At 66.7% G+C, this 12,301-nt stretch carries 10 protein-coding genes; 7 read left to right on the plus strand and 3 right to left on the minus strand.

Going from position 1 to position 12,301, the window contains the following annotated elements; genetic code table 11:
- The 3 genes from NQ038_RS01200 to kynU form a co-directional block, all read right to left on the minus strand.
- On the minus strand, positions 1-1,647 hold the full coding sequence (locus NQ038_RS01200; RefSeq protein WP_257061563.1) for an NAD(P)/FAD-dependent oxidoreductase: 1,647 nt from the start codon (positions 1,645-1,647) through the stop codon (positions 1-3).
- Positions 1,648-1,742: 95 nt separating this feature from the next.
- Positions 1,743-2,318: a hypothetical protein gene (locus tag NQ038_RS01205; protein ID WP_257061565.1), complete on the minus strand. Its 576-nt coding sequence runs from the start codon at positions 2,316-2,318 to the stop codon at positions 1,743-1,745.
- Between the two features lie 130 nt (positions 2,319-2,448).
- Positions 2,449-3,786, minus strand: coding sequence for a kynureninase (gene kynU, locus NQ038_RS01210; RefSeq protein WP_257061567.1), 1,338 nt, complete (start codon positions 3,784-3,786; stop codon positions 2,449-2,451).
- 96 nt (positions 3,787-3,882) lie between these two features.
- On the opposite strand from kynU, the gene NQ038_RS01215 reads away from it, so the two are divergent.
- The 7 genes from NQ038_RS01215 (at position 3,883) to NQ038_RS01245 (ending at position 12,300) form a co-directional block, all read left to right on the plus strand.
- Positions 3,883-5,154 (plus strand): M20 family metallopeptidase, encoded by a 1,272-nt coding sequence (locus NQ038_RS01215; protein ID WP_257061568.1) that lies wholly within the window; start codon positions 3,883-3,885, stop codon positions 5,152-5,154.
- Positions 5,155-5,441: 287 nt separating this feature from the next.
- Positions 5,442-7,109, plus strand: a complete 1,668-nt coding sequence (locus NQ038_RS01220; protein ID WP_257061571.1) for an L-lactate permease — start codon at positions 5,442-5,444, stop codon at positions 7,107-7,109.
- 161 nt (positions 7,110-7,270) lie between these two features.
- Entirely contained in the window at positions 7,271-8,173 is a 903-nt protein-coding gene (locus tag NQ038_RS01225) for a CoA ester lyase (protein WP_257061573.1), read from the plus strand.
- An 82-nt stretch (positions 8,174-8,255) separates the two neighbouring features.
- Entirely contained in the window at positions 8,256-8,924 is a 669-nt protein-coding gene (locus NQ038_RS01230; RefSeq protein WP_306427585.1) for a peptide deformylase, read from the plus strand.
- A gap of 118 nt (positions 8,925-9,042) precedes the next feature.
- A complete protein-coding gene (locus NQ038_RS01235) occupies positions 9,043-10,554 on the plus strand; it encodes an amino acid permease (protein WP_257061574.1) in 1,512 nt (503 codons plus the stop codon).
- Between the two features lie 29 nt (positions 10,555-10,583).
- Positions 10,584-11,105 (plus strand): peptide-methionine (S)-S-oxide reductase MsrA, encoded by a 522-nt coding sequence (gene msrA, locus NQ038_RS01240; RefSeq protein WP_257061576.1) that lies wholly within the window; start codon positions 10,584-10,586, stop codon positions 11,103-11,105.
- Positions 11,106-11,184: 79 nt separating this feature from the next.
- Complete coding sequence (locus tag NQ038_RS01245; RefSeq protein WP_257061579.1) at positions 11,185-12,300, plus strand: Ltp family lipoprotein; 1,116 nt, start codon at positions 11,185-11,187, stop codon at positions 12,298-12,300.
- Position 12,301 lies beyond the last annotated feature (1 nt).

Raw genomic sequence — 12,301 nt, forward strand, 5'->3', positions numbered from 1 at the left:
TCAGTCGGCAGCGGCTCGGGCCCTGCGCGCCCGCACCCGCGCCGGCCCCAGCCGCAGATGGGGTTCGGCCGTGGGATCCCCGCGCAGGATCCGCCTGTCGTCCGTGTAGTCCTCGGGCACTGACCACGGGAATTCCAGCCCGGCCCGCGGCATGGTGTCCTGTGCCCGCTGCACATAGCCGGCGGCGAAGGTGTTCATCGGAGTCAACTCGGCACCTGCGGCCGGCGCATCGGGTACCGCCACATCGGCCCCGCGTTCGTCCATCGCCGCCAACAGGCGCAGCCAATAGCGGCACAGCGGCCCCAGCTTGAGCGTCCACGAATTGTTCAAATACCCCATGGCGAACAAGAAGTTCGGTACCCCGCTGAGCATGCAGCCGCGGTAGACGACGGTTGCGGGCAGATCCACGTCCTGCCCGTCGACGCTCATCCGGATCCCTCCGAACTGCAGGAGTTCGAGTCCGGTCGCCGTGATGATGATGTCGGCCGGCAACACCCTCCCGGAGGATAGCCGGATGCCCTCGGGGACGAAGGTCTCGATCGTGTCCGTGACGACATCGGCGGCGCCGGCGCTGATCGCCCGGAACATATCGGCGCCCGGCACGAAGCACAGCCGTTGCTCCCACGGGTTGTAATCGGGGCTGAAGTGCTCATCGATCGGATAGTCATCCGGCAGGGCCTCGGCATTGGCCGCGCGGATGTAGGCGCGCATCTCATCTGGATGGTCCTGGGCGTTGCGCCACACCATGCGCTGGGTGACGATGTGCCGGTAGCGCGTCGCTCTGGCTGCCAGCGGCGCGGGCAGCCAGCGCTGCAGGCGGACGTCGGCGGGGTCCTCGGTCATGGTCGGCAGGACGAAGGTGGGGGAGCGCTGCAGCATCGTCACGTGCGCCGCCGCCCCAGCGCGAACGCCCGACGCGGCACTGTCCGCCGCGCTCGCACCCGACGGGCCGGTGGCACCTGCCGGGCCCGTGGCACCTGCCGCAGCTGCGTCATCCCCGGCCGAGGCCTCGGCCCCGGTATCCGCGCTGTAGCCGGCCAGGGCGGGTACCAGGGTGACGGCGGTGGCGCCGCTGCCGATCACCACGACCCGCTTGTCCGCGTAGTCCAAGTCCTCCGGCCAGTCCTGCGGATGGACGATGGTGCCGGAGAAATCGTCCTGGCCGTTGAAGACCGGCGTGTGCCCGCGGTCGTGGTCGTAGTAGCCGGAGGCGCTGACGAACCAGCGGGCGGTGACCGTGATGGTCTGCCCGGCGCGTTCGGCGGTGATGGTCCAGCGCGCGCTTTCGGAATCCCAGTCGGCCGCCAGCACCTTGGTGTTGTAGACGATGTGCTCGTCGATGCCGTATTCGGCGGCGGTGTCGCGGATGTAGCTGCGGATCAGCCCGCCGGCGGCGATCGCATTGGACCGGCTCCAGGGCCGGAACTCGTAGCCGAAGGTGAACAGATCGGAATCCGAGCGGATGCCGGGATAGCGGAATTTGTCCCAGGTTCCCCCGGATTCCGCCCGTGCCTCGAGGATCAGGAAGTCGTCTTGGGGGCGCTCGCGGGTCAGATAGCAGGCGGTGCCGATCCCGGACAGGCCGGCGCCGACGATGAGGACGTCGACGGAAACGGGGATGGGGACAACGTCATTGTTGTGAGTCATCTCACGATTGTATCCGGTGTTCGGGGGACGCCGCCCGGCCGGACCGGGCTGGACCGGACTGGGCCATACAGGCCCGGCCCGGGCGGCGGCTGCGCTCAGTCCTTGTACTCCACCGGAGTGCGCGGGGTGTACTCCGAGCGGTCGGTGTCCACGGTCAGGGTGACGGAGGAGTCCCGGTTGGGCACGCAGAAGCCGATGGTCTTCGACTTCTTCTCACCGGGCTCCATCGGGTCGATGTCCTGCAGCCCGTTGATCTTGTGGTCCTCATCGTGGGTGTCGGTCACCTCGGTGGCGGTGTCGTCGAGCCCATCGGAGTTCTCGTAGGTCAGGCTGTAGGTCGTGTCCTCGGCCGCATCGTAATCATCGTCCGTGTCGTTGACATAGGTCAGCTTGTACAGGCGGACCGGATCGCCGGTATGGCAGTCATCGGCCTTGCCCTTCTTGTGCAGCTTCTCGGTGCCGTTCGTCTTCACCGTCAGTTTGAGCCCATCGTCGAATTCGACCGTGTCGCCGAACTTCGCCTTGTGGTCATCGCCGCGCGAGACCGTGGGTGCGGGGGTCAGGTCATCGCCGGTCTTCGTGGGCGAGGTACCGGTACCGCAGCCGGCCAGGACGAGTGCCAGGAGGCCCGTGGCGGCGAGGGGGAGGACTGACAGAGCGGACTTCTTCAAACCGGCTGACTCCTGATAGCAGATGATAAGCAGATGGGGTTCGATACAGAACTGTATTTCAATACAGAAGTGTATCGAACCCCGAGCACTACGCGGAATCCCGGGTTCGCCGGGTGGTGCAGTGGATACCTCAGGTGACGGCGCCGCGCCTGCGGTACTCTGGGGCGTCCCACAGTTTGTCGTCGAGCACCTCGCGCAGCACCTCCACCGCGTCCCAGACATCCGCATAGCTCAGGTATAGCGGAGTGAAGCCGAAACGCAGCACCTCGGGCTCGCGGTAGTCCCCGATCACCCCACGGGCGATCAGGGCCTGCATGACGGCGAAGCCCTCCGGATGCGCGATGCTCACCTGGCTGCCGCGTTCGGCGTGCGCCTCCGGGGTGACCAGGGTCAGCGGATGGTCGGCCAGGCGCTCGCGGACCAGGCGGATGAACAGGTCCGTCATCGCCAGGGACTTCTCCCGTACAGCCGCGATGTCCGAGTCGGCGGCGATGTCCAGTCCCAGCTCGGCCACCGACATGGACAGCATCCCCTGCGTTCCAGTCAGATACCGCCTGACGTCATCGGCCGGGGTGTACTCCGGGGACATTGCGAACGGCGCATTATGACCCCACCAGCCGGACAGCGGTTGGGAGAACCTGCCCACGTGCTCCGGGGAGACCCACAGGAACGCGGGTGATCCCGGGCCGCCGTTGAGGTACTTGTAGGTGCATCCGACGGCGAAGTCGGCGCCGTCTGCGCGCAGGGCGATCGGCAGGGCCCCGGCCGAATGGCACAGGTCCCACACCGTCAACGCACCGGCTGCGTGCGCGGCTCGGCTCACCTGGGCCATCGGGAACAGCCTTCCGGTGCGGTAGTTGACGTGCGTGAGCACGATCAGTGCCGCGTCCTCGGGAACCGGGCGGGAACCGTCGCCCCAGGCCACGACCTCGGCATCGTCGACCAATTCGACCCGGTAGGGTGCTGCGTCGGCCGGTACCGACTCCCAGGTGTCCAGTTCGCCGCTGCCGCCGGTCCGGCCCTGGTTGAGCTGTTCGGCCAGCCCGGTCAGGATGTAGATATCGGAGGGGAAGTTCTCGCGCTGGGTGTAGATGGTGCGCTTCTCCGGGTGGTCGGCCGCCTGGATTCGCAATGCCGCCGCCGCGGTCTTGAATAGGTTGACCGAGGTCGTGTCCGTGACCACGGCCGTCCCCTCGGCCCCGCCCAGGAGTCCCGCCACCTTGTCGCCCAGGCGCGCGGGCAGCTCGAACCAGCCGGCGTCGTTCCAGGAGCGGATCAGGCCGGTGCCCCATTCCCCCTCGATCACCCGGCGCGCCACCTCGAGTGCGCCGGCTGGCTTGGGCCCCAGGGAGTTCCCGTCCAGGTAGATGACCCCGGCCGGCAGCTCGAAGGCGTTCCGTACGCCCGCCAGCGGGTCCGCCGCGTCGAGGGCCAGCAGATCCGCGCGGGTCAATGGCGTGTTGTTCATAAGAGTCCTTTCGCGTGTCTCACCTCACTCTATGCTGTCGGTACGATTGTTCTGGGCCGTCCACGGCCCGATATCGCAAACTTTGAGAGGACAACCGTGTCTGTCAGCCCGGAGACAACCAGCAAGCCCAATCCGATCGCCCAGTACGCGGCCGCGGAGTCCTCCGCCGGCGCCGCGTTCAAGGACACCGCCCGGACCAAGGCGGAAGCGCTACGCGAGGCGACGGTGGCATTGAGCCACGCGATCCACGCGGAGCCGGAGACGGCCTATCAGGAGTTCAAGACCGCGGACAAGCTCGTGGCCTATATCGAGGGCCAGGGCTTCACCGTGGAGCGCGGCGTCGCGGACCTGGACACCGCCTTCACCGCGACCAAGGGCACCGGCGAGCTGGTCATCGGAATCTGCTCGGAGATGGACGCCCTGCCCGAGGTGGGCCATGCGTGCGCGCACAATATGATCGGCTCCTCCGGTGTGCTGGCTGCGGCGGTTCTGGGCGGCCTGGCCGATGAACTGGGGATCACCGTCAAGCTGTTCGGCACTCCGGCCGAGGAGCTGGGCGCGGGCAAGGTCTTCATGCTTGAGCGCGGGGCCTTCGACGGGGTGAACGCGGCGATGATGGTCCACCCGGGCACCGATGAGGAGTCCCGCCACTTCACGCGCGCCATCAACGACTACGAGGTCCTCTACCACGGCAAGACCGCGCATTCGGCCGGTGCGCCGTGGAACGGCATCAACGCCGGTGATGCGGTGACGGTGGCCCAGGTGGCGATCGGCCTGTTGCGCCAGCATCTGCGTCCGGGCAATCTGCTCCACGGCATCGTGACGAAGGCCGGCGAGGCCCCCAACATCGTCCCCGGCGAGTCCAGCATGTACTACAACGGCCGGGCCAATACGATCGAGGAGCTCGAAGAGCTCAAGCTGCGCCTGTTCAAGTGCTTCGAGGCAGGGGCCACCGCCACCGGCTGTTCGTTCGAGATCAAGGAGGACTGGCCCGCGTACTCGGAGTTCCGCAACGACTACCCCTTCTCCGCGACCTATCAGCGCAATGCCGAGGCCCTGGGTCGGACCTTCGACAACGCCGATGAGGCGTACCTGAAGGAGAAGGCCGGGTCCACGGACATGGCGAACATCTCGCTGCTCATCCCGACCATCCACCCCTCCGTGCGACTGAACGCCGGCGGGGCGGGCAACCACCAGCCGGAGTTCGCCGCCTACACCGTGACCGAGGAGGCCGACGAGGCGATGTGGGAGTCCGGGCTGGCGATGGCCTGGACCGCGATCGATCTGGCCCTGGATCCGCAGCAGCGCGCGCGCCTGCTGTCGACTCGGATCGACCACACGACGGATACGGGTGTATCCCACAGCTGATCCTTTCGGCTCCACTACCCGGGGAATTCCACGGTAAGAGAAGCGCTCGTTATTCTCGAAAACTCGTGGGATACCCCGGGTATTTATCTTGTATCTATGCATAACCCCAGGTCAGGATGGTTGCGAAATAGAATGTGAGCGTTCACACTAGTTCTCGGTTAAGTGTTTCATGTGTGCTGGCTGTATCGTCGCTTAACGTTTTAGTCGGATATCGGCGACCCCGGTATCCGATCACGTCAGTGCGGCACATCCGCACATATGGACACATGAGGACATAGGAGTCACGTATGCACACATTCGCCCCGGAGGTGGCGCCCGTCGGAGACAGTCTGTTTCTGTCCGCCCTGGTCGGCATCATCCCCCTGTTGGTCTTCTTCGTCATGCTCGCCGTCTTCCGCACGCGCGCGCAGACCGCCGGCGCTGCGGCACTGGTCGTGGCCATCGTGGTCGCGATCTTCGGTTTCAAGATGCCGGCCGATTTCGCCCTGCTCTCGGCCACCCAGGGTGCGGCCTTCGGCCTGGTCCCCATCCTCTACATCGTCATCATGGCGATCTGGCTCTACGGCCTGACGGTGCGCTCGGGCCGGTTCGAGGACCTGCGCTCGATCTTCGACCTGGTGGGCCACGGCGACATCCGCGTCCAGGCGATCCTCATCGCCTTCTGTTTCGGCGGCCTGCTCGAGGCCCTGGCCGGCTTCGGCGCCCCCGTGGCCATCACCGCGACCATGCTCATGGCCCTGGGCGTCAAGCCCCTGAAGGCGGCCACCACCGTGTTGGTCGCCAACACCGCACCCGTGGCCTTCGGCGCGATCGCCACCCCGATCACCACGGCAGCCCAGCTGTCGGGCCTGCACGCCGAACACATCGGCGCGATCGTCGGCCGTCAGTCCCCGCTGCTGGCCTGGTTCATCCCGTTCCTACTGTTGTTCCTGCTCGACGGCATCAAGGGCATCAAGCAGCTGTGGCCGCTGACCCTGGTCGTCGGCGTGTGCTTCTCCGTGGCCCAGTACTTCTGTGCGAACCACTTCTCCTATGAACTGACCGACATCGTCGCCGCCCTGGTCGGCATGGCCGTGGCCGTGATCTTCATGATGTTCTTCAAACCCAAGGGCGCAGACGAGGCCCGCGAGCGCATGGGCATCGAGAAGCCGAAGGCCGCCGAGAAGCTCTCCGGCGCGCGGATCTGGCTGGCCTTATTCCCCTATATCCTGCTGGTCGTCGTGTTCGGCGTGGCCAAGCTGGTGCCGGCAGTGGCCGCGGGTCTGAAGGCCACCGATGCGCATATCCCGTGGCCGGGTCTGGCCAAGGGGCTGGTGGATGCCGACGGCAATCCGTTGAAGTCCGGTGTGTTCGAACTTCCGTGGCTGTCCTCTCCGGGTTTCCTGCTGTTGCTCACCGGTGTGATCGTCACGATCGTGTACTCCGTGTGCAGCTCCGGCGATAAGTTCACTCTGACGCCTGCCGAGGGCGTCAAGGAGCTGGGCGCGACCATTGTGAAGATGGGCGGGGCGATCCTGACGATCGTGCTGGTGCTGGCGCTGGCCTATGTCATGAACTTCTCCGGCCAGACGAAGTCGGTCGGCGTGTTCCTGGCCCAGACCGGCCCGATGTTCGCGCTGCTCTCGCCGGTGCTGGGCTGGATCGGTACGGCGGTGACCGGTTCGGACACCTCGGCCAATGCGCTGTTCGCCTCGCTGCAGAACACTGCGGCGACCGGTGCGGGGATCGATCCGAACCTGACGGTGGCCGCGAACACCACCGGTGGCGTGGTCGGCAAGCTGATCAGCCCGCAGAACCTGGCGATCGCCGCGACCGCGGTGAACCTGCCGGGGCAGGAGGCGACGATCCTGCGCAAGGTGCTGGGTTGGTCTGTCGGCCTGTTGGCACTGTTGTGCGTCATCGTCTACCTGCAGTCGACTCCGGTGCTCAGCTGGATGATCTCCGGGTTGAACTGAGGGGCTGAGGCGGACCGCCCCGCGGGCGCACCTCCTGTCGTAGGCTGGGCGTGCGGGGCCATCGACCATCCGGTGGGAAGCCACCCGGCCGGCGGCCCCGCGGGCTATCACGCGACACCCTGCAACACGACGAAGTGCAAGAACAATGAAGGAGGACGCCTGTGAGCTTCCGATTCCGTCCCGCCTGGCTGTTCGTCCCCGGTGACCGGCCGGACCGTTATGCGAAGGCCGCCGACCGCTCCGATGTCACCATCATCGACCTCGAGGACGCGGTGGCGCCGGCCGATAAGCCCGCCGCCCGCACTGCCCTGCGCGAGGCCGTGGCGGCGGAGACGCAGGCCGCGCTGGCAGCGCAGGCCTCGGGCGACAAGCAGAAGGCGGCCGTCACCGCAGCCGGCCTGGTCTACCCGGCCGGCTGTCTCTCGCCCGAGCGCACCGTGATCAGGGTCAATGCGCGTGACACCGAGTTCTTCGCCGCAGACGCACAGCTGTTGGAGGAACTGCCCTATACGCACGTGATGCTGCCGAAGACGGAATCCCCAGCGGATGTGCGCGCCCTGGCGGACTATCAGGTGGTGGCGATGATCGAAACCGCCGCCGGCGCCCTGCGCGCGTCCGAGATCGCTGCCGAACCGAACGTCATCGCCCTGTTCTGGGGTTCGGAGGACCTGGTCGCGGGACTGGGCGGGACCTCGAGCCGGGGGCCCGACGGCGGCTATCGTGCAGTGGCCACGCACGTGCGCAGCCACAGCCTGCTGGCGGCCAAGGCGGCCGGCAAGCTGGCACTCGACTCGATCTGGTCGGACATCGAGGACCTCGACGGTCTGCGCGCGGAGGCCCTGGACGCGGCGGAGTCGGGCTTCGACGCGAAGGTGTCGATCCATCCCGCGCATGTGCCGGTGGTGCGCGAGGCATTCGCCCCCACCCCCGCGCAGCTGGAGTGGGCGCGGGCAGTGACCGAGCTGGCGGCGTCCTCGCAGGGGGCCTTCGCCTATCAGGGCAAGATGATCGACGCGCCCCTGCTCAAGCACGCCGCGCGGGTGCTGGAGCGGGCGGGGGAGTAGGCCCGGGCGCGGCCGGCCGGGGCACCGGGGCGCGTGCCGCCTCGGCCCCTGGCGCCGCGGGCTCCTCCTCTATTCTTGAAAGATGATGAGAGCCCGCGACCGCGCCGTGTCCGAACAGATCGAAATCGCCCTGGAGGCCGCGGATCGCGGTGACGGCACCATCCCCATCGTCGAGGCGGGCGACCCGATCCTGCGTCAGTCCACTGTGCCCTTCGACGGGCAGGTCGACGACGATGTGCTGCTGCAGCTGCTGTTGGCCATGCGCTTGACCGTCAGGTCCGCGCCCGGCGTCGGCCTGGCCTGCCCACAGGTGGGCATCGGCCTGCGCATGGCTGTGGTCGAGGACCCGGCCACCGTGCCCGCAGACGTCGCCCGGGTGCGCGAACGCGAACTGCTGCCCTTTACCCCGCTGATCAATCCGGAGTACCGCGACGCCTCCGGCGAGCTCGCGTCCTTCTACGAGGGCTGCCTGTCGGTGCCCGGATACCAGGCCGTGGTGCCGCGCCACCGGAAGATCATCCTGTCGGCCCAGGACAATGAGGGCACCGCCTACGAGCGCGAGGTCACCGGCTGGTCGGCGCGGATCGTCCAACACGAAACCGATCACCTCGACGGGATCCTGTACCTGGACCGGGCCGAGATGCGCTCGCTGGCGACGAATGAACAGGTGGCGCGCTGGTGGAACCAGCCCGACGCGCAGGCCGCCGCCCTGGCTCTGGGCTTCGAACTGCCGGACACCCCGATCATGTGACCTGGCCTACCCCTGGTGCGGTTCCGTGGGTAGCCTGGGGCATACAATCCTGTCCTACACACTTTCGGCGTCCGACTCCAACGGTCGGGCAGTCGCGACCCCATGGAAAGGCTTCCCCATGTCCTCACTGTTTCGCACCAAGACGGTGGAACAGAGCATTGCAGAAACCGAGGAGCCGGAACACGCGCTGAAGAAGAACCTCTCCGCTTTGGACCTGACGGTCTTCGGGGTGGGCGTTACGATCGGCGCCGGTATCTTCGTGCTCACCGGTACGGCCGCCGCGACCAAGGCCGGGCCCGCGCTGGTCCTGTCCTTCGTCATCGCCGGCATCGTCTGTGCCCTGGCGGCCCTGTGCTACGCCGAACTGGCCTCGACGGTGCCGGTGGCCGGTTCCGCCTATACCTTCGCCTATGCGACCCTGGGCGAGTTCATCGCCTGGATCATCGGCTGGGATCTGATCCTGGAGTTCACCCTGGGTTCGGCCGCGCTGGCCACGTCGTTCAGCCAATATCTGGCGATAGTCCTGGAGAAGACTCCGTTCGCAATACCCGAGGCGATAGCCACGGTCGAGGGCGGGTTCGTCAATCTGCCCGCCGGGCTGCTGATCATCGGCCTGATCTTCGTCCTGGTCTCCGGGGTCAAGCTCTCCAGCCGGATCAACCTGGTCATCACCGGCATCAAACTGGTGGTTGTGGCGATCGTCGTGATCGCCGGGCTGTTCTTCGTCAAGGCGAGCAACTGGGTGCCCTTCATCCCGCCGGCCGAGGCGCCGGCCGCCGCCGAGGGCGGGCTGATGCACCAGCCCATGGTCCAGGCGCTCTTCGGCATGCAGCCCAGCACCTTCGGGGTCGGCGGCATCTTCGCCGGGGCCGCGATCGTGTTCTTCGCCTTCATCGGCTTCGACGTCGTCGCCACCACCGCCGAGGAGGTCAAGAACCCGCAGAAGGATCTGCCGCGCGGCATCATGGCGTCCCTGGCGATCGTCGTGTTGCTCTACATCTTCGTCACCTTCGTCATCACCGGGATGCAGAGTTACAAGGACATCGACGCGGAGGGCGGAGCGCCCATGGCCGCGGCCTTCCAGGCCGTCGGGATGGATTCGATGGCGACGATCATCGCGATCGGCGCCTGCATCGGCCTGATCGTCGTGGCGATGATCCTGTTCATGGGCCAGACCCGCGTGGGCTTCGCGATGGCGCGCGACGGCCTGCTGCCCCAGTGGTTCTCGAAAACAGGTGCGAAGGCCAAGACCCCGTACCGGCTGACCATCTGCACCGGCATCATCATCGCCATCATCGCGGCCTTCGTACCGCTGTCCACCCTGTCCGAGATGGTCAACATCGGCACCCTGGCCGCCTTCGTGGTCGTGTCGATCGGCGTGATCGTGCTGCGCCGCACCCGGCCGGACCTGCAGCGCTCCTTCAGGGTCCCGTGGGTTCCCGTCCTGCCGATCCTGTCGGTCATCGCCTGCCTGTACCTCATGATGAACCTGCCGATGGACACCTGGCTGCGCTTCGTGGTGTGGCTGATCATCGGTGTCGTCGTCTACTTCACCTGGTCGCGCGGGCACTCCCGCCTGGGCCGTGCGGAGAAGGCCGGGAAGGCCGCGCGGGCCGGGAAGGCGGAATAACCGGGCCCGCCCGCGCCGTTGACCTGCACGTGAGAACTCTGACTTTGGCCGCAGGCTGTTTCTGGTGTTTGGACGCCGTCTACCGCAACACGGTGGGCGTGATGGACGTGGAATCCGGCTACATCGGCGGGACCCTGCCGGACCCGGACTATCGTGCCGTGTGCACGGGGGCCACCGGGCACGCCGAGGCCGTGCGCGTGACCTTCGACGAGGAACAGGTGCCAGAGGACGTCATCCTGGGCGAGTTCTTCACCGGGCACGACCCGACGAGCCTGAACCGGCAGGGCAACGACGTGGGCACGCAGTACAGGTCCGCGATGTTCTATGTAGACGAGGCCCAGCGCGAACACTTCCAGGCCGCGATCGACACATGGCAAGAACTCTACGAGCGCCCCATCGTGACCAGCCTGGAACCGATGAGCACGTTCTACCCGGCCGAGGAATATCACCAGGACTTCTACAACCGCAATCCGTTCAACGGCTACTGCACCTTCATCATCGATCCGAAGGTCGCCCACGCCCGCCGGCAGTGGGCCGACTGGATGAGGTGAGTACTGCCCCCGGTACGATGGATCCGCCCCACCTCCAGATCCATTCCATCCGGCCGCAGTGCCCGAAAGGACCATCGTTTTGTCCAGTGTCCCCCCTCCTCCTCCCCACGACCCGTCGAATCCGAACCAGTTCCCCACATCGAATGACCCGGCAAGCTACCCCGCAGGCGGCTACCCGGCCGCACCCGTAGCCGGTGGTCCCGTAGCGCAGGGTGAGAAGTCCTTCGTCGTCACCTGGCTGCTGGCGCTGCTGCTGGGCAGCTGGGGCATCGACCGGTTCTACCTGGGCAAGATCGGCACGGGCATCGTCAAGCTCATCACCGCCGGTGGTCTGGGTATCTGGACCCTGGTCGACATCATCCTGGTGCTGTGCGGCAAGACCCGCGACAGCCGGGGCGGCGAACTGGCCGGCTACCAGCAGAACAAGCGGATCGGCTGGATCGTCACCATCATCTGGTGGGGACTGGGCGTCGTGATCGGCATCGTCACCTCGATCGTCGTTGCCATCTCCATGGCGGCCGCGGTCAGTGAGCAGTCGTCCGGCTTCGACGATCCCATCGCGCCGGCCAGCCAGGACCAGGCGGTCGGCGAGGACTCGGCCGACTCCGCCTCCGACGGCTACTCGGACACGGCGGCCGAGGACGCGGCAGGTGCCGACGCCGGTTCCGATGCGGCAGCCGATGCTGCCTCGGACGAGGCCGCTGCCGACGCCGCCGGCTCCGACACGGGCTCCGACACGGGCTCCGATGGCGCGGCGGGCACCTCCTCGCAGCAGACGGCCCTGGACCGTGCGAACTCCTATCTGCGCACCGCGGCATTCTCCAAGAAGGGCTTGATCAAGCAGCTGGAGTTCGAGAAGATCTCCACCAAGGACGCCACCTGGGCGGCCAACCACGTGAACGTCGACTGGACCCAGCAGGCCGATAAGAAGGCCGCCGAATATCTGGACAGTATGGCATTCTCCAAGCCGGGGCTGCTCAAACAGCTGAAATTCGAGGAATTCACCGATGCCGAGGCCGATCACGGGGTGAAGTCCGTGGACGAGACCACGGACTGGAACGAGCAGGCTGCGAAGAAGGCGTCCGAGTACCTCAAGAGCACGAAGATGTCGCGTGAGCGGCTGATCGACCAATTGGAATTCGAGGGTTTCACCTCGGAGCAGGCCAAGTACGGTGCCGACAAGGCCCTGAAGTAAG

The sequence above is a fragment of the Brevibacterium sp. 50QC2O2 genome, from assembly GCF_024580675.1.
In the GTDB taxonomy this organism is placed as follows: Bacteria; Actinomycetota; Actinomycetes; order Actinomycetales; family Brevibacteriaceae; genus Brevibacterium; species Brevibacterium moorei.